The following is a 17,039-nucleotide window of genomic DNA, read 5'->3' as shown; positions in this document are numbered from 1 at the left end:
GGGCGGTGCCGCCGCGCATGGTGGTGGCCTGTTCCCGGTATGCGCGTGTGTCCGCACAACACGTCCAGGTTCGCTCCCTGCTGGGGACGCCAGGGATGACCTGCGGAAACATCGCAGATTACAGAGCCCCGTAGGTTGCGGTCCGGGTCGCAGCCCCGGGGTTCTACGCGTCTCTACACGTCATCCAGCAGTGCGGACCCCATCCGGTCCCCGCGCCACGGGTGAGTTCGTCGTCGGCGGTCAGCACCGGGTCCGACCTCCACCGTTCTCGGTTCCCCCACCGTGTCGCCATGACAGCGGGGACGCCCCGTCCGATCATGGAACCTGAGCACGGAACGGTCGGGGGAGGCCACTCGGATGACGCACGCGGAACACGCCCATGACGAGCAGCCCGGGGAACAGGGCAGGCCGTCCGGCAGGCAGCGGGGCGGGTCTCCGTCCGCGATCGCCGGTGCGCTTCACCGCACGCCGCATCCCGGCCCCCAGCACTGGGGCGGCCCCCGTCCGCGCAAGACCGACCCGGACCCGTTCTTCCCCAGGCGGCTGGGACCGCCGCCCAAGCGCCGCCGCTCCTGAGCTCACAGGAACGGGCGCCAGGGCGCCAGAACGCACTCGCCGAACTTCGCGGCGAGCGGACGGTTCCGCCACTCCTCCTCGGTCAGCTCCCGGCAGTTGGTGAGGTCGGCGGCGAAGACCTCCTCCAGGTGCCCGGCCACGCCCTCGTCGAAGATCTCCACGTTGATCTCGTAGTTGCCCGTCAGGCTCATCCGGTCCACGTTCGCGGTGCCGACCGTGGACCACCGGCCGTCCACCGTCGCCGTCTTGGCGTGCACCATGGCCTGCTTGTAGAGCCACAGCCGCACCCCGCCGCTCAGCAGCACGGAGTACTGGCTGCGGGAGATCCAGTCCGCGATGACGTGGTTGGACTCCTCCGGAACGAGGACGTTGACGTCCACCCCCCGCTCGGCGGCGTCGACCAGGGCGCGCTGGAACTCCCGGTCGGGCATGAAGTAGGCCTGGGTGAACAGCACCCTCTCCTTGGCCCGGTCGATCGCCTCCAGGAACATCGCCCGGATCGGGTAGATGAGCAGTTCGGGCACGTTTCGGTGCACCCGGAAGTGCGCGTCCCAGTCGGCCTCTCCCAGACCCTCCAGCTCGGGCTGGTGAGAGGAGCGATTCATGTTCCAGAAGTCGGTGAAGGCGTTCTCCAGCTCCCACACCGCCGGGCCGGCCACCCGCAGGTGGGTGTCGCGCCACTCGGTGGCGTACATGGATCCGACGTTGTACCCGCCGACGAACCCCGCCTTCCCGTCGACGGTGAGGATCTTGCGGTGGTCCCGGCCGGACTTGCGGATGTTCATCAGCAGCACGCCCGGCCGGAACGCCGGATACCTGACCACGTGGATGCCGGGAGGGAAGCGGAAGAAGGACCGGGGCACCACCAGGTTCGCGAAGCCGTCGTAGATCACGTACACCTCGACGCCCCGTTCTGCGGCCTCGACGAGCGCCCTCTTGAACTCGACGCCCACCCGGTCGTCCTTGACGATGTAGGACTCGAACAGGACTCGGTGCCGGGCGTCCCGGATCGCCGCGAGCATGTCGGCGAACACGTCCTCGCCGTAGGTGTACACGGTGGCGGTGGTTCCGGTGTCGCCGACCGAGAGCTGGACCGGGGCGGTGCGGGGGAAGACCGCTCGGCGCGGCCGCACCTTCCTGCGCCAGTGGTTGATCCCCATGAGGGTCGCCGCCACGGTGACCTGGGTGGCTGTCAGCCCCACGAGTCCCCACTTGACCACAGACTTGATGGTGGAGCGTCGCACAGTCGCCTCCCGAGCAGGACGTCCAAAGTACCGGGTGCCCCGGCCCCGGAAGCCGTCTCTCCGGCACAAGGTGAACGTCAACCGTAACCCGGGACGCACCCCGGGGGGAGGCACGGTCCTCCTGTGTCACCCCTCGCGCCGCGCCTCACGTCTGCTCCCGGAGGCGGAACGCCACCAGTTCCGTCGTCGGGCTCTCCCTGCGGCCCCGGACCAGGCGCCGCTCCAACGGGTACAGCGCGGCGCCCGCCAACCATCCGGTCGGCGCGGTCAGGGTGGCCGCGCGCAGGGCCCCGCCCCACGCCTTGCGCCACGCCGCGGGGGCGTCCACCTGGGCGTTCATCAGCATGAGCATGGGAACGCGGCGGACCAGGTCGAACCCGGCCTTGTCCGCTGTACCCGCGATCCACTCCAGGGTGCGGTTGACCTGGTGCTCACCGCGCTGCTCGGGGCGCTGGAGGCAGTTCTCGGAGACCACGAGGAAGCCACCGGGGCGCAGCACCCTGGCGAACTCGCCGAACGCCCCGGCGTAACGGCCGTCGTCGGTGATGTGGAAGAGCACGTCCATGCAGGAGACCGCGTCGAAGGAGTCGGCGTCGAAGGCGTCGAGGTCCGCGGCGTCCTGGCGGACGAACCGGTGGCCGGGAAACCTGCCGCGCAGCCGCTCCACGGCCGCGTCGGTCATGTCGCACCCGGTGATGTCACCGACGTCCATCCGGTCCCACAGGCGCGTGTAGAAACCGGTGCCGCTACCCACGTCGAGGACGCTGGCCCCGCCCGGGTCCATCTGGGACACCTCGCGCAGGAACACCTCCTCGCGCACCCGGTACATCCACGTGTTGAAGGGGCGGCCCAGGGCCCGGTAACCGACACCGCTCTCGGTCCAGTCACCTTCGAGGCGGCGCTCCCAGAAGTCTCGCAGTTCGCTGTGCGTAGCCATGGGACCACTGTCACACCGCGCCCGCGCGAAGTCCCGTCGAAGCGCCGGAGGGAATGCGCCGAAGCCCTGCTAGACGGGTTTCGGACAGCCTGATAGCGAAGAGACGGAAGACCGGATGCCGGTAGACCGCCCGGACGCATCCAGCCCCCCGGTGCCCGCCGCTCAGACGCCCCGGTGAGCGACCACCAGCTCGACGAACCCCAGCATGGTCCGGTCATGGTGGTCGACCGTGAAGCCCACGTCGACGGCGACGTGCCTCGGCAGCCGCCGCGGGTGCTCCTTACGGGCCTCGCGCCGCCTGAGGGGCCAGCGGGTGTACTCGACGTGGTCGACCAGCAGCAGGAGTCCGTCCGCTCGGAGGACCCGGCGCATCTCGGCCAGTGCCCGGCGCTGGTCGGGGATGGTGCACAGGGCGAGCGCGCACACGACGGTGTCGAACCCGCCGTCTCCGAAGGGCAGGTCCTGGGCGTCTCCCTCCCGGAGGTCGGCCTCCACGCCCAGCCTGGCGGCCCTCGCCCTGGCCCCCTCCAGCATGCCGGGGCTCAGGTCCACCCCGGTGAGCTCCACACCCTCCGGGTAGTACGGCAGGTCGTGGCCGGTCCCCACGGCGACCTCCAGGACCCTGCCGCGGGCCCTCCCGCACAGCCGGGCGCGGGTGCCGCCGAGCACCAGCCCCTGCACCCGCTCCCCGCGGTCATACCCCCTCGACATCCGGTTCCACTGACCACGTACCCGTTCGGTCCGCTCGTCCATGACGCCCTCCCAGCTCCGTTCCTTGACCGGAACCCCCAGTCTGGAAGTTAATGTCCACATGAGGTCAAGAGAGTCGGAACTGTCCATCGGCGAGCTGGCCGAGCCGTTCGGGCTGGCCCCCCACGTCCTGCGGCACTGGGAGACGGCGGGCGTGCTGAAGCCGTCCCGGCGCACCGGGGGCCAGCGCCGCTACACGCCGGAGCACCGGGTCCAGGTCGCGCTGGTGCTGCGCGCACAGGAGGCCGGGTTCAGCCTGGCGCAGATCCGCGAGGTGGTCGGCGCACCGGACGGCGCGTCGCGAAACACCCTCCTGGCCGAGCACCTGGCCAGGCTGGACGAGCGCATGGAGCGGCTACGGGCCGCCCGCGAGATGGTGGCGCACGTCGTGGCCTGCGAGGCCGGGGACTTCCTGGAGTGCCCGACCATGCAGGCGATGCTGGAGGAGACGGCGATGTCGGAGTGCGCTGCTATGCATGGACACGCACGCCCTCCGACCCTCCGGAAATCACCTTGACCTTCCACGATCCCCCGAACGAGTTCGCCGGACCGCCCGTCGCCGAGTACACGGAAGCCCGCATCCAGAGACGAGGGGGAGGGGGCGCCTCCCCCGAGCTGGACGGCCTCGCCGATCCCGGTTCGGTGGCCTGGCGGCTGACCCGGTACGGCTACGAGGACGACGGCCGGGGCCGGCTCTGGACTACCTCACCGGTTTCACCGAGTTCGTGTCCGATCCGGCCGCGGTCACCGCCGTCGTGGTCGGCAGCCTGGTGGACGCCTTCGACGCGGAGTCCTCCGCCGAGGTCCGCGACGCCTTCGTGGAGACCGCCCCGCGCCTGCCCGTCCTGCGTTCCCTCTTCTACGCGGGCCTGTCCATGGAGGAGTGCGACCCCTCCTCCGCCGCGCTGTGGACCACCTACCACCCCGGACAGGTGTCCCACGAGCGCTTCCTCGCCGAGGCGCGCGAGTTGACCGGTATGGGGGTGCGGTTCAGCGTCGGCGTGGTCGGCGAGCCCGAGCACCTGGAGGCGGCCCGGCGGATGCGCGCCGGCCTGCCCGAGGGGGTGTACCTGTGGGTGAACGCCGCCGAGGGACGCACCTACACCGACGCGGAGGCCGCCGAGTGGCAGGCCCTGGACCCGTACTTCCACTACAGCCGCCGCCCCCATCCCAGCCGGGGGCTGCCCTGTCGTACAGGTGACAGTGTGCTGTCCGTGGACGGGGACGGGAACGTGCGCCGCTGCCACTTCGTGGACACGCCGCTGGGCAACCTCTACGACGGCTCGTTCGCCACCCGGCTCGGGCCGCGCGCGTGCCCGCTGAACAGCTGCGACTGCCATATCGGCTATGTCCACCTGGAATCGCTGGACCTGTACGAGGTGTTTCGGGGCGGGGTGGTGGAACGGGTCCCAGCGGGGTCCGGGACCACGCTTCCACTCGTCTGAGGGCGGGTGGAAACCACTTCAGAACGTCACAGGTAACCGACATAATGCGCATCATGGTCTTTCCCCGGGTTATCGCGACCGACCTCGACGGCACCCTCCTGGGAAGAGAGGGTCTGGTCTCCGAACGCAACCGGCGGGCCCTGGCCGCCGCCGCGGAGGCGGGCGTCAAGGTGGTCGTCTCCACCGCGCGCCCGCCCCGCACCACCCAGCACATCGCCGAGCAGTTCACCTGCGCCGCCGTGCTCTGCGGCAACGGCGCACTCGCCCACGTGCCCGACTCCGACCCCCTGGTGCGTGCGATCGACCTGGAGACCGCCAGCACGGTGGTCGGGAAGCTGCGCGGGGCGCTGGCGGGGATCGGCTTCGGTGTCGAGACCGGCACCGGCTTCTTCCACGACACCGGATACCACCTGGAGCCGTGGGTGCCCCGCGACTGGGTGCGCGAGGTGCTGGACACCCCCGACGCCCTGCTCACGCGGGCCACCCCGGTCACCAAGCTGCTCGTGCGCTCCCGCGACATCCCGGTACACGTGCTGCACGAGGCCGCCGTGGAGGCGGTCGGGCCGCTGGCGGAGATCACCTACTCGGGCGGGTACGGCCTGCTGGAGCTGAGCGCCGCGGGGGTGAGCAAGGGAAGCACGCTCGCGCTGGTCTGCGAGCGGTGGGGTGTGTCCGCCGATGGGGTGGTGGCCTTCGGAGACATGCCCAACGACCTGTCCGCCCTGTCCTGGGCGGGTGCGGGGTACGCCATGGCCAACGGGCACCCGGACCTGCTCGACCCGGCGCTGGGACTGCGGGTGGCCCCCGCTAGTCACGAGGACGGTGTGGCCAGGGTGGTCGAGCAGCTGCTCGACCAGCGCTGAAAACGGCTGGCCGCGCGGGCGGCCCCGGAACCGTCCACCGGGGCCGCCCGCGCGGCGGCGCGCCTCCGCGGTCACGGGCTCCGGGGGTCGTCCACCTGCTCGTGGTAGGTACGCCGGGTGCGCTCGGTGTGCTCACCCATCAGTCTCAGCGCCTCGTCCGCGTTCCCCGTCTCGATGACGTCGACGAGCTGGTCGTGCTCGTCCCAGGAGGCGGAGCCGCGGACACGGGCCACCGGAGCGTAGTACCAGCGGACCCGCCGGTCGACCTGCGCGGCCAGCTCGGCGAGCACCCGGTTGCCCGAGGCTTCGGTGACGGTGCGGTGGAAGTCGGCGTTGGCCTGGACGACCGCGTCGGTGTCGGCTCGCTCGGTCGCCACGCGCCCGGCGGAGACCAGCTCACGCAGGAACCCGATCTGATCGGTCGAGGCGTTCTCGGCCGCCAAGCGGGCCGATTCGGTCTCCAGCAGGGCGCGGACGGCCAGGAGCTGGTCGGCCTCGCTCTCGGTGGGCGTGTGCACGAACGCGCCGTAGCCGGGCCGCAGGTCCACCCACCCCTCGTTGCTGAGCCGCTGCATCGCCTCTCGTACGGGCTGGCGCGAGACGCCCAGGTTCTGGGCGAGCTCGGTCTCGACCAGGTGCTGGCCGGGTGAGAGCGCCCGGGTGGTGATCAGGTCGAGGATGGCCTCGTACACGGCTTCACGCAGCGGTACCGGACGCTGGATACGCCCTGCGACGGTACTCAACCCCTGCGAGGACATAGAAGATCTCCAGAATCCAGGTGGTCGGCCTTTGTAGACAGTGTACAAAGCACAGCGGGCGCGTACGTCATCCAGGTACCCCCACGAGCTCGACGCGGCCGGGGGCACGGCCGGGCGGGACGACCGCGAGGGCGTCCGCCGTGGCGGCGGCGCGCAGGTCGGCGGAACCCGAGCAGGCCAGTTCCACCGCCAGGTCCCGGCTGACGCGCACCGGCAGCAGGCGGGTGTCGGACGCGTGCGGCGGGGTGGTGCCGACGAACCGGGCGCGCCTTCCGGTGTGCGCGGGGTCGCGCCGACCAGCACGTCCGCTGAGCACCGGGACAAGCAGGGTGAGGGCGGCGGCCAGGGCGGCGCCGGGGTTGCCCGGCAGCCCCACGACCACGGTGCCCGAGCGCAGCACCGCCAGCGTCTGCGGGTGCCCCGGCCGGCAGGACACGCCGTCGACGACGACCCTCGCGCCGAACCCGGCCAGCACCGTACGCAGGTGGTCGGCGGGTCCGGCCGACGAGGAGCCGCAGACCGCGACGACGTCGGCCTGCGCGGCCTCCTCCAGCGCACGCGCCAGGTCCCCGTCCCGGTCGGCGACCGAGGCGGCGGGGGCGCAGCTCGCTCCGGCCCAGGCCGCCAGCCCCGGCAGCACGGGGCCGATCGCGTCGCGCACCGACCCCGGGCGCGGCGTCCCCTCACGCACGACCTCGTCCCCCGTGACCAGGACGCGCAGCAGGGGACGGAGTACGGGCAGGGTGTCCAGCCCCAGGCTCGCGGCCAGGCCCAGGAGGGCCGGCGTGACGGGGCTCCCCCGGCGTGCGGCCAACGTCCCGGCCGCGGTGGTCTCGCCCCGGCGCCGGATGTGCCTGCCGGGTTCAGCGCCGCCGTACACGGTCTCGGAGGACACCGTCGCCCGCTCGTGGGGAAGGACGGCGGTGGTGCCGTCCGGCACGACGGCGCCCGTGGCGATCTCCACCGCCTCCCCGCGACGCAGGCGGGCGACGGGTCCCCGGTGCCCGGCGAACGACCGGCCGAGCACGGCCCAGGGGCCCCCTCCGGACACCGCGTACCCGTCCATCGCCGCGCTGTCCAGCGCGGGGACGTCGACCGCTGAGACGAGGTCGGCGCCGAGGGTGGCGCCGAGTGCGTCGGCGAGCGGCTCCTCGGCCACGGGCAGTCCCCCCTCGGCGCCGGCCGCACGCGCCAGCTTCCGAGCCCTGTCCCAGGGCACGGGCGCGCGGGGACGGGATCCCGCGTGAAGAAGCGGAGAAGTTTCCGAAGCACCCGAGTCGGACATTCCTTCTCTCCCTGCCGTGGTGTGAAGGAGCGGCTTCGTAAGCATACTGTATACAATATGTAAAATGAAGGGAGTCCTCATGCGAATCGCCGTCCTGGGCGCGGGAGCGATCGGCGCCTACGCGGGCGCCGCGCTGCACCGCGGCGGTGCCGACGTCCACCTCATCGCCCGCGGTGAGCACCTGCGGGCCATGCGCGAGCACGGGGTCCGCGTACTGAGCCCCCGCGGCGACTTCACCGCGCGCCCCCACGTCACGGACGACCCCGCCGAGGTGGGTCCCGTCGACGCCGTCCTCCTCTGCCTCAAGGCCCAGCAGTACGCCGGGTGCGGACCGCTGCTGCGCCCCCTCCTCGGGCCCGCCACCTCCGTCGTGGCCGCCCAGAACGGCATCCCGTGGTGGTACTTCCACGGGGTCGGCGGCCCGTTCGCGGACCGGCGGATCGAGAGCGTGGACCCCGAGGGCGCGGTCAGCCGGACGATTCCGGTCGAGCGCGCGGTGGGGTGCGTGGTCTACGCGGCCACCGAGATCGCCGCGCCGGGGGTGATCCAGCACATCGAGGGCACCCGCTTCTCCATCGGCGAGCCGGACGGCTCCGACTCCGAGCGCTGCCGCGCCCTGGCCGCGGCGATGGAGGCGGGCGGGCTCAAGTGCCCGGTCGAGCAGGACCTGCGCGAGGACATCTGGGTGAAGCTGATGGGCAACATCGTCTTCAACCCGCTGAGCGCGCTGACCCGGTCGACCATGGTGCAGATCTGCCGCGACCCCGCGACCAGGGAACTGGCCCGAACCATGATGAACGAGACCCTGGAGGTGGCGGCCGGGCTGGGAGTGCGCCCGGCCGTCTCCGTCGAGCGGCGGCTGGCGGGCGCCGAACGGGCCGGGGACCACCGCACCTCCACCCTGCACGACCTGGAGCGGGGGCGCCCCATGGAGCTCGACGTCATCCTGTCCGCCGTGGTGGAGATGGCCGATCTGACCGGGGTCGCGGCACCGGCGCTCCGGACGGTCGACGCCGCGGCCGGGCTGCTGAACCGGAGGGTGTCCGAGCCCTCAGCGCCCGCCTCCTCCCTGGTCGCGCGCTCTTGACCTCTACCCTCTTAGCGCAAATACTGTATACAGTATCCGTGCTATGCGGCCTGCGGGAACCCCACCGTTTCCGGGCCCTCCACGAAGAAGGCCACGACCACCAAGCGAGGCCACATGCGAACCGACGACCTCTTCGCCCCTCTCGACCGCCTCACCCGACCGCTCGTGCGCGAGCACGGCGAACTACGCCCGACCACCTGGGACGAAGCCCTCGACCGCGCCGCCGCCGGGTTCCAGCAGGGTGTGGAGCGCCACGGGCCGAACTCCTTCGGACTGCTCTCCTGCGCCCGAGCCACCAACGAGATGAACTTCATGGCGCAGAAGTTCGCCCGTGTCGTGGTCGGCACCAACAACGTCGACTCATGCAACCGCACCTGCCACGCCCCCAGCGTCGCCGGACTGGCCGCGGCCTTCGGCTCCGGTGGCGGCACCTCCTCCTACTCGGAGATCGAGGACACCGACCTCATCGTCATCTGGGGAGGCAACCCGCGCTTCGCGCACCCGATCTTCTTCCAGCACGTACTCAAGGGCGTCCGCCGGGGCGCCAAGCTCTTCGTCGTGGACCCCCGCCGCACACCGACCGCCGAGTGGGCCGACCGCTGGCTCGGGCTCAACGTGGGCACCGACATCCCCCTGGCGCACGCCGTCGGCCGGGAGATCCTGTACGCGGGCCTGGCCAACGAGACCTTCGTCGAGCGCGCCACCAGCGGCCTGGACGAGTACCGCGAACTGGTCGAGCCGTGGACGCTCACAGCGGCCGAGGCCGAGACCGGCGTGCCCGCGGAGGCCATCCGCGAACTGGCGCACGCCTACGCCCGGGCCGAGCGCGCCCAGCTCTGCTGGACCCTCGGCATCACCGAGCACCACAACGCGACCGACAACGTGCGCGCACTGATCAACCTGTCCCTGCTGACCGGCCACGTGGGACGGCACGGCTCCGGGCTCAATCCCCTGCGCGGTCAGAACAACGTGCAGGGCGGCGGCGACATGGGCGCCATCCCGGACCGGCTGGTCGGGTTCCAGGACCTCCAGGACCCGCGGGTGCGCTCCCCGTTCGAGCAGACGTGGGGACGGCCGATCCAGGCCGCCAAGGGAAAGAACCTCACCCAGATGTTCGAGTCGATGGACTCCGGCGAGCTCAGGACGCTCTACGTGATCGGGGAGAACCCGGTCCAGTCCGAGCCCGAGACGCACAAGACCACCGGACGGCTGCGCGCACTGGACCACCTCGTGGTGCAGGACATCTTCCTGACACGCACCGCCGAACTCGCCGACGTCGTACTCCCGGCGAGCGCCTCCTGGTGTGAGTCGGACGGCACCTTCACCAACAGCGAGCGACGGGTCCAGCTGGTCCGCAAGGCCCTGGAACCGCCGGAGGGCGCCCGGGACGACATCGAGATCATGTGCGAGCTGGCGACCCGTCTGGGGCACGGATGGGAGCGTCCGCCAGCCGAGGAGATCTGGGACGAGGTGCGCTCGCTCTCCCCGATGCACCGGGGGATGAGCTACGCGCGCCTGGCCGAACTGAGCGGCATCCAGTGGCCCTGCTACTCGGAGGACACTCTGGAGCCGAGCTACCTGCACTCGCGGCTGTGGTCGAAGGACCCGGACGAGCGCGGCGAACCCGCCCCGTTCGGCATCGTCGGCCACTCGCCGCCGGTGGACCTGCTGGACGAGGACTTCCCGTTCCGCCTGACCACCGGGCGCCGGCTGGACGACTACAACACCGGTGTGCAGACCAGCGGGTTCTCCTCACCCCTGCGCCGGGGCGAGCTGCTGGACCTGTCCCCCGAGGACGCCGCCAAGCTCGGCGTCGAGGACGGGGAGACGGTGCGCGTGTCCTCGCGCCGGGGGTCGGTCCTGGTCCCCGTCTCGGTCAGCGAGGCCATGCGGCCGGGACTGGTGTTCATGACCTTCCACTTCCCCGACCAGGTGGACACCCAGCTGCTGACCATCGACGCCACCGACCCGATCGCCGGAACGGCCGAGTACAAGGCGGCCGCGGTCCGGATCGAGCGGGTGAGGGAGAACGCGCGGGCGACCGCAACCGCGAGCTGACCCCGGCGCGCTCCGAGGCCGTGGCGCCCCGCGACCGCGTCCGCCGGACGCGCGGCGAACGCGCGGGCCGTCTCCCCAGCCCCCTGTGGAGACGGCCCGCCGCGGGTGCCCCGGAAAGGGCGACGCCCCGCCGAGGCCGCACCGGATCAGGGGTTGTCAATCCGACTCCCCCATCATACTGTCCTCTGTATACAGAATCCTGTGATCTGGCTTACACGTGATATGAGGTGACACGGGCGTGGACCTGCGATTCCTGGATGAGGCTCCCACCACCGCCGAGCGCGAGGCCGTCGACTCGGTCCTGGGACCGCCCGAATCCGGATGGGACGGCGGCACCCGCCAGGACACCGACCTGCGCTACGCCAAGGGCGGCCACGCCGCCCGCGACCGGCGCGACCTGCTCCTACCCGCCCTGCACGCCGTCAACGACCGTGTGGGCTGGACCAGCCGCGGCGCGCTCGACTACGTCTGCCGCAGGCTGACCATTCCCCCGGCGGAGGCATACGCCGTCGCCTCCTTCTACGCGATGTTCGCCATGCACGAGCGGCCCCGCCGGGTCCTGCACCTGTGCACCGACATCGCCTGTGCCGCCGCGGGCTCGGCCGGACTGAGGGACCGCGTGGCCGAGCGGCTGGGCCCGCCCGGCTCCGCCGAGGGCGGGACCACCTGGCACGAGAGCCCCTGCCTCGGCATGTGCGAGCGCGCACCCGCCGCGCTCGCGCTCCAGGCCGGGGACCCGGCACGGTACTCCGTCGCCGCGCCCGCCGACCCCGCCGCCCTGGACACAATCGCCGAGAGCGGCGCCGAGACGTCCGAGCCGGCGGCCTCCGGTGGGGGGAACGGCCACCGGCCGGCTGCGCGCACCACCTACGGCGCCGATCCGCTTCCCGGCGCCTCCCCCGAGCCGGACGCCGCCTCCGCGGTCCCCGACGCGGGCTCCCCCGACCACGTCCTGCTGCGCCGGATCGGCCGCGCCGACCCGCTCAGCCTGGACGACTACCGCGCGGCGGGCGGCTACGCCGCGCTGCGTGAGGCCCTTCGGCTCGGCCCCGCCGGGGTCCTTCGTGAGGTCACCGACTCCGGCCTGGTCGGCCGCGGCGGCGCGGCCTTCCCCACCGGCCGCAAGTGGAACGCCACCGCCCAGCAGCCCGACACCCCGCACTACCTGGTGTGCAACGCCGACGAGAGTGAGCCCGGCACCTTCAAGGACCGGGTGCTGATGGAGGGCGACCCCTTCTCCGTCGTCGAGGCCATGACGATCGCCGGATACGCGATCGGCGCCAGGACCGGCTACCTGTACATCCGGGGCGAGTACCCGAGGGCCCTGCGGCACCTGGAGAACGCCCTCGCCCTGGCACGCGAGCGCGGACTGCTCGGCGCCGACGTCATGGGATCGGGATTCACCTTCGACATCGAGGTCCGGCGCGGCGCGGGCGCCTACATCTGCGGTGAGGAGACCGCGATCTTCGGCTCCATCGAGGGCCAGCGGGGAGAGCCCCGCACCAAGCCGCCCTTCCCCGTGGAGAAGGGGCTGTTCGGCAAGCCGACCGCCGTGAACAACGTGGAGACGCTGGTCAACGTGCTCCCGGTCCTGCTGATGGGCGGTCCCGCGTACGCGGCCGTGGGCACCGAGGGGTCGTCCGGCCCCAAGCTGTTCTGCCTCTCCGGCGGCGTGCGCCGGCCCGGCCTGTACGAGATGCCCTTCGGAGCCACCCTGCGCGACCTGGTCGAGGCCGCGGGCGGGATGCCGGAGGGCCGCTCGATCCGTGCGGTGCTCCTCGGCGGGGCCGCCGGGACGTTCGTCCGCGGCGACGAGCTGGACATCCCCCTCACCTTCGAGGGGGCGCGGGCGGCGGGGACCTCCCTGGGCTCGGGCGTCGTCCTCGTCCTGGACGACACCGCGGACCTGCCCGCGACGCTGGTACGCGTCGCCGCCTTCTTCCGGGACGAGTCCTGCGGCCAGTGCGTCCCGTGCCGTGTGGGCACCGTGCGGCAGGAGGAGTCCCTGCTGCGGCTGAGCGCGGGTGCTCCCCCCGAACAGGAGCTGCCGCTGCTGCGCGAGGTCGGGCGGGCCATGCGGGACGCCTCGATCTGCGGCCTCGGCCAGACCGCCTGGAACGCCGTGGAGTCGGCCATCGACCGGCTCGGACTGTACTCAGACGACACCCACCAGACCGCCGCGCCGGGTGCCCGGGCGGCGACCGAGGAGGCCCGATGACCGCCCCCGTACTCCTTTCCCCGCCCAAACGGCTGATCGACGCGACCATCGACGGAGAGTCGGTCCGCGTCCCGGAGGGCACCACCGTCCTGGACGCCTGCTCCGCGTCCGGGACCGAGATCCCCACCCTGTGCTACGGCGACACGCTCACGCCGCGCAACGCCTGCCGCGTGTGCGTGGTGGAGGTGGAGGGCGCGCGCACGCTCGCACCCGCCTGCTCGCGCAAACTGGAACCCGGGATGAGCGTGGCCACCGACTCCGAGCGGGTCCGGCACAGCCGCAAGGTGGTCCTGGAGCTGCTGGGCTCATCGGTGGACCTGTCCACCACCCCGCAGGTGCCGGAGTGGATGGAGCGCTACGAGGCGAGGCCCGAGAGGTTCGGCCAGCGCGCCGAGCCCGCCGCGCTGGGCGTGCGCGACGCCCGCCGCGCGGGCGAGCACGAGCCCGGCGACGGCTCCGTCGCGGAGACGGTCGAACAGCCCGCCAAGGTGGACAACGACCTCTACGTGCGCGACTACTCCAAGTGCATCATGTGCTACAAGTGCGTGGACGCCTGCGGCGACCAGTGGCAGAACACCTTCGCCATCGGGGTGGCGGGCCGGGGCTTCGACGCGCGCATCTCCACCGAGCACGACGTGTCCCTGCCAGACTCGGCCTGCGTGTACTGCGGAAACTGCATCGAGGTCTGCCCGACCGGCGCCCTGTCGTTCTCCACGGAGTTCGACATGCGCCAAGCGGGTACCTGGGACGAGGAGAAGCAGACCGAGACGACCACGGTGTGCACCTACTGCGGTGTCGGCTGCAACCTCACCCTGCACGTGCAGGAGAACGAGATCGTCAAGGTCACGTCTCCGCACGACAACCCGGTGACCCATGGAAACCTGTGCATCAAGGGCCGGTTCGGCTACCAGCACGTGCAGCGGCGCGGCGGGGACTGAATCCGAGAGTCCGCCCCCCTCGACGCGAGGCGGGCGGAGGAGTAGACCAGAGGCAGCGAAAGGCGGTGGACGGATGGGACGGGTCACGGCCCGGGAGAAGGTCCTCCGGATCAGAGAGGGGGCCGCCAGTGAGCGCGTGGACACGCTCGTGGTGGAGGAGCCGCTGGAGATCAGGCTGGACGGGGCTCCGCTGAGCATCACCATGCGCACCCCCGGAAGCGACTTCGACCTCGCCGCGGGGTTCCTGGTCAGCGAGGGGGTGGCCACCCGGGAACGAGACGTCACCGCGATCCGCTACTGCGCCGGGGCCACCGAGGACGGGTCGAACACCTACAATGTGCTCGACGTGTCGCTGGCCCCGGACGTCCCCCGTCCGGACACCTCACTGGAACGCAACTTCTACACCTCCTCCTCGTGCGGGCTGTGCGGCAAGGCGAGCCTGGACGCCGTGCGCACCCAGGCCCACTGGCCGGTGGACGGGGACGGGCTGCGGATCGACGCGGACACGCTGACCGCGCTGCCGGACCGGCTGCGCGAGGCACAGCGGGTGTTCGACCGCACCGGTGGCCTGCACGCCGCCGGGCTGTTCACCCCCGGGGGCGAGCTGCTCGCCCTGCGCGAGGACGTGGGCAGACACAACGCGGTGGACAAACTGGTCGGCTGGGCGCTGCGCTCCGAACGCCTGCCCCTGCGCGAGACGGTGCTGATGGTGTCGGGGCGCGCCTCCTTCGAGCTGGTGCAGAAGGCGTGGATGGCGGGCATCCCCATGATGGCCGCCGTCTCCGCGCCCTCCTCCCTCGCCGTCGACCTGGCTGCGGAGGCGGGCATCACGCTCGTCGGTTTCCTGCGCGGCACCTCCATGAACGTCTACGCCGGAAGGCACCGTGTGCTCCTGGAGAAGGCGCTGACCGCGTCTTCGGCGGCCCCGGGTGCACCACGCCCTCCGAACCGGTAGGCGCGGGCCCGGTCGGCGCGTACCAGCCCCCCGCGCCGGCCAGGCCCGACACCGGACTTCCTCCTCTGGCGTGTTCCCTGGTCGCGCTGTGCGCACCGACACGCGATGATCTTGCCCCCCAGAGGCACTGCCGGCGCTCGAGAGTGCCGGTAAGGGCAAGACCATCGCTGTTCGGGCGCCGGTTCAGCGCCCCTCGGGGTGCAGCGTGTAGTGCGGGAAGTTCCCGGGCGGCCTCTCGGTGGCGGGTCCCCGGGTGACCGCGTGGACCAGGAGCTCGCCGCCGACGAAGGCGCCCCGCCAGGAGTCGCCCCAACCGCCGAACAGCTCGTCGCGGTCACCGCGTGAGCGCGGCCGGTTGACACCGACCTTGAAGGCCCGCACCCCGGCCGCCAGGCGGGCGGCCGTGTCGGTGTCGTCGCATGAGACGGTGGCGACCAGCGCCCCGTTGCTGGCGTTCATCGCCGCCAACAGCTCGGCCTCGGTGTCCACCAACACGATCGAGTCGATCGGCCCGAAGGGCTCCGCGTGGAACAGCGGGGAGGAACGCGGCGGCTCCAGCAGGGCCACGGGGGCCACGTAGGCGTCGGTGTTCTGTCCGGGGAGCAGCAGGGCGTCGGAGAGGGATCCCCGGTGGAGCGGCACCGCGCCGCCCACGACGGCCTCGGCGACCCGGTCGGTGAGCTCCTTGGCCTTGGCCGCGCTGATCACCGGTCCGAAGTCGAGTTCGGGCAGGTCGTCCCCGGGGTCGGCGACCGCGAGCGGGTGGCCGAAGCGGACCGTGGACACGGCGGCCAGGTAGGCCTGGAGGAAGGCGTCGAAGCGGGAGCGCTGCACCACGAACCGGGGGTAGGCCGTACAGCGCTGCTTGGCGTAGTCGAAGGTCTTGCGGATCTGTCCCGTGAGGGTGTCCCAGTCGTCGAACTCCCACACACCCCAGCAGTTCAGGCCCTCCTGCTCCAGGATGTGCGGTCTGCCCAGGTCGGCGAGGTCGGCCGCGACCCGGCCCCCGGTGTCGCGTCCTCCGACGAAGGACACACAGCCGATCTCCGGACCGCGGACCAGGGCCGGGGACAGGTCGCGGCCGCCACCGCTGACCAGGGTGAACGGCAGCCCCTCCCGGACCGCCAGGGCCACTGCCAGGGTGAGGCACACGAGCCCGCCGTCGGTGGGCGTCTTGGCGATCACGCCGTTGCCCGCCAGGGCCTGCACGCACATCGCGTGGGCCAGCACGCTCATGGGATAGTTCCAGCTGGCGATGTTGCTGACGGGGCCGTCGAGGGCGACGCGCCCGTCCAGCATCCGGTCGACCCCGTCCAGGTACCACTCCACCCCCGAGATCGCCCGGTCGACATCCTGGCGGGCCAGCCGCCAGGGTTTGCCGATCTCCCAGACCAGGGCCAGGGCCAGGGTGTCCCGGTGCTCGCCCCAGGCCCGGACGGCCGCGCGGACCCGGGCCCGGCGCTCGTCGAGGGGGACGCCGCTCCACTCGCGGTGGTCGGCGGCGGCCCCGGCCACGGCGCGGTCCGCGGTGGATCCGTCGAGCATGGGAGGTCCGGCGATCTCGGAACCGTCCACGGGTGAGTAGGACGTGCGCGGTTCACCGTCGGCGCGCCACTGCCCGCCCCAGCGGTTGTGGACCCGGTCGGCGCCGAAGGCCTCCGGGGCGGTCTCACGGCAGCGGGTGTACAGGGAAGCCCACTCGGTGCCGGGCTTGAGCGTCATCTCCGTCATGGGGCCGTGGGCGCCATCGCCGAGGAGATGGCGCCCGTCTCCTCTCCATATGTCGTTCCGGTCAGGACGGCACGGACGATCCGGGCGGTTTCGCTGGGGGTTCTGCCGACCTTGACTCCGACGGCCTCCAACGCCTCCTTCTTCGCCGCGGCCGTGCCCGAGGAACCCGACACGATGGCACCCGCGTGGCCCAT

General features: G+C 72.0%; 15 protein-coding genes and 1 pseudogene. 9 read left to right on the top strand and 7 right to left on the bottom strand.

What is annotated here, in order from left to right; all coding sequences use genetic code 11:
- Positions 1-357 precede the first annotated feature (357 nt).
- Positions 358-576, top strand: coding sequence for a calcium-binding protein (locus AC0T5L_RS24285; protein WP_476167804.1), 219 nt, complete (start codon positions 358-360; stop codon positions 574-576).
- Positions 577-578: 2 nt separating this feature from the next.
- Here the strand turns inward: AC0T5L_RS24285 and AC0T5L_RS24280 are convergent, their stop codons facing one another.
- From AC0T5L_RS24280 to AC0T5L_RS24270, 3 genes are all read right to left on the bottom strand, one after another.
- On the bottom strand, positions 579-1,820 hold the full coding sequence (locus AC0T5L_RS24280; protein ID WP_476167803.1) for a phospholipase D-like domain-containing protein: 1,242 nt from the start codon (positions 1,818-1,820) through the stop codon (positions 579-581).
- A 145-nt stretch (positions 1,821-1,965) separates the two neighbouring features.
- On the bottom strand, positions 1,966-2,757 hold the full coding sequence (locus AC0T5L_RS24275; protein WP_476167802.1) for a class I SAM-dependent methyltransferase: 792 nt from the start codon (positions 2,755-2,757) through the stop codon (positions 1,966-1,968).
- Between the two features lie 162 nt (positions 2,758-2,919).
- The gene (locus AC0T5L_RS24270; RefSeq protein WP_476167801.1) at positions 2,920-3,510 is read right to left on the bottom strand and encodes a class I SAM-dependent methyltransferase; all 591 of its coding nucleotides are present in this window, start codon (positions 3,508-3,510) and stop codon (positions 2,920-2,922) included.
- Positions 3,511-3,568: 58 nt separating this feature from the next.
- Here AC0T5L_RS24270 and AC0T5L_RS24265 point away from each other — a divergent pair, with 58 nt between their 5' ends.
- From AC0T5L_RS24265 to AC0T5L_RS24255, 3 genes are all read left to right on the top strand, one after another.
- Positions 3,569-4,024: a helix-turn-helix domain-containing protein gene (locus AC0T5L_RS24265; RefSeq protein ID WP_476167800.1), complete on the top strand. Its 456-nt coding sequence runs from the start codon at positions 3,569-3,571 to the stop codon at positions 4,022-4,024.
- Positions 4,025-4,232: 208 nt separating this feature from the next.
- A complete protein-coding gene (locus tag AC0T5L_RS24260) occupies positions 4,233-4,952 on the top strand; it encodes an STM4011 family radical SAM protein (protein ID WP_476167799.1) in 720 nt (239 codons plus the stop codon).
- A 44-nt stretch (positions 4,953-4,996) separates the two neighbouring features.
- On the top strand, positions 4,997-5,815 hold the full coding sequence (locus tag AC0T5L_RS24255) for an HAD family hydrolase (RefSeq protein ID WP_476167798.1): 819 nt from the start codon (positions 4,997-4,999) through the stop codon (positions 5,813-5,815).
- Positions 5,816-5,886: 71 nt separating this feature from the next.
- Here AC0T5L_RS24255 and AC0T5L_RS24250 read toward each other — a convergent pair whose 3' ends face one another.
- Positions 5,887-6,573, bottom strand: coding sequence for a GntR family transcriptional regulator (locus AC0T5L_RS24250; RefSeq protein WP_476167797.1), 687 nt, complete (start codon positions 6,571-6,573; stop codon positions 5,887-5,889).
- A 67-nt stretch (positions 6,574-6,640) separates the two neighbouring features.
- Entirely contained in the window at positions 6,641-7,858 is a 1,218-nt protein-coding gene (locus AC0T5L_RS24245; protein ID WP_476167796.1) for a molybdopterin molybdotransferase MoeA, read from the bottom strand.
- Between the two features lie 79 nt (positions 7,859-7,937).
- On the opposite strand from AC0T5L_RS24245, the gene AC0T5L_RS24240 reads away from it, so the two are divergent.
- The 5 genes from AC0T5L_RS24240 (at position 7,938) to fdhD (ending at position 15,114) form a co-directional block, all read left to right on the top strand.
- Positions 7,938-8,945 (top strand): 2-dehydropantoate 2-reductase, encoded by a 1,008-nt coding sequence (locus tag AC0T5L_RS24240; protein ID WP_476167795.1) that lies wholly within the window; start codon positions 7,938-7,940, stop codon positions 8,943-8,945.
- A gap of 114 nt (positions 8,946-9,059) precedes the next feature.
- Positions 9,060-11,003: a molybdopterin oxidoreductase family protein gene (locus AC0T5L_RS24235; protein ID WP_476167794.1), complete on the top strand. Its 1,944-nt coding sequence runs from the start codon at positions 9,060-9,062 to the stop codon at positions 11,001-11,003.
- A 238-nt stretch (positions 11,004-11,241) separates the two neighbouring features.
- Positions 11,242-13,221, top strand: coding sequence for an NAD(P)H-dependent oxidoreductase subunit E (locus AC0T5L_RS24230; RefSeq protein ID WP_476167793.1), 1,980 nt, complete (start codon positions 11,242-11,244; stop codon positions 13,219-13,221).
- Positions 13,218-14,159, top strand: coding sequence for a 2Fe-2S iron-sulfur cluster-binding protein (locus tag AC0T5L_RS24225; protein ID WP_476167792.1), 942 nt, complete (start codon positions 13,218-13,220; stop codon positions 14,157-14,159). The genes AC0T5L_RS24230 and AC0T5L_RS24225 overlap by 4 nt, the downstream gene beginning before the upstream one ends.
- 73 nt (positions 14,160-14,232) lie before the next feature.
- Positions 14,233-15,114, top strand: a complete 882-nt coding sequence (fdhD, locus tag AC0T5L_RS24220) for a formate dehydrogenase accessory sulfurtransferase FdhD (RefSeq protein ID WP_476167791.1) — start codon at positions 14,233-14,235, stop codon at positions 15,112-15,114.
- A 183-nt stretch (positions 15,115-15,297) separates the two neighbouring features.
- Here fdhD and AC0T5L_RS24215 read toward each other — a convergent pair whose 3' ends face one another.
- Positions 15,298-16,845: an aldehyde dehydrogenase family protein gene (locus AC0T5L_RS24215; RefSeq protein ID WP_476167790.1), complete on the bottom strand. Its 1,548-nt coding sequence runs from the start codon at positions 16,843-16,845 to the stop codon at positions 15,298-15,300.
- Positions 16,842-17,039, bottom strand: a pseudogene (locus AC0T5L_RS24210) (succinate--CoA ligase subunit alpha); the annotation flags it as partial. The pseudogene AC0T5L_RS24210 and the gene AC0T5L_RS24215, both read right to left, overlap by 4 nt.

It is taken from the genome of Nocardiopsis sp. TRM 82005 (assembly GCF_056312425.1).
The sequence above is the reverse complement of the archived record's forward strand: the minus strand, read 5'-3'. Positions and strand labels throughout refer to the sequence as shown.

What these genes read in the sequence shown, in the direction of transcription:
- AC0T5L_RS24285 (WP_476167804.1), top strand. Translation starts at nt 358, where the DNA reads ATGACGCACGCGGAACACGCCCATGACGAGCAGCCCGGGGAACAGGGC.
- AC0T5L_RS24275 (WP_476167802.1), bottom strand. Translation starts at nt 2,757, where the DNA reads ATGGCTACGCACAGCGAACTGCGAGACTTCTGGGAGCGCCGCCTCGAA.
- AC0T5L_RS24270 (WP_476167801.1), bottom strand. Translation starts at nt 3,510, where the DNA reads ATGGACGAGCGGACCGAACGGGTACGTGGTCAGTGGAACCGGATGTCG.
- AC0T5L_RS24265 (WP_476167800.1), top strand. Translation starts at nt 3,569, where the DNA reads ATGAGGTCAAGAGAGTCGGAACTGTCCATCGGCGAGCTGGCCGAGCCG.
- AC0T5L_RS24255 (WP_476167798.1), top strand. Translation starts at nt 4,997, where the DNA reads ATGCGCATCATGGTCTTTCCCCGGGTTATCGCGACCGACCTCGACGGC.
- AC0T5L_RS24250 (WP_476167797.1), bottom strand. Translation starts at nt 6,573, where the DNA reads ATGTCCTCGCAGGGGTTGAGTACCGTCGCAGGGCGTATCCAGCGTCCG.
- AC0T5L_RS24245 (WP_476167796.1), bottom strand. Translation starts at nt 7,858, where the DNA reads ATGTCCGACTCGGGTGCTTCGGAAACTTCTCCGCTTCTTCACGCGGGA.
- AC0T5L_RS24240 (WP_476167795.1), top strand. Translation starts at nt 7,938, where the DNA reads ATGCGAATCGCCGTCCTGGGCGCGGGAGCGATCGGCGCCTACGCGGGC.
- AC0T5L_RS24235 (WP_476167794.1), top strand. Translation starts at nt 9,060, where the DNA reads ATGCGAACCGACGACCTCTTCGCCCCTCTCGACCGCCTCACCCGACCG.
- AC0T5L_RS24225 (WP_476167792.1), top strand. Translation starts at nt 13,218, where the DNA reads ATGACCGCCCCCGTACTCCTTTCCCCGCCCAAACGGCTGATCGACGCG.
- fdhD (WP_476167791.1), top strand. Translation starts at nt 14,233, where the DNA reads ATGGGACGGGTCACGGCCCGGGAGAAGGTCCTCCGGATCAGAGAGGGG.
- AC0T5L_RS24215 (WP_476167790.1), bottom strand. Translation starts at nt 16,845, where the DNA reads ATGACGGAGATGACGCTCAAGCCCGGCACCGAGTGGGCTTCCCTGTAC.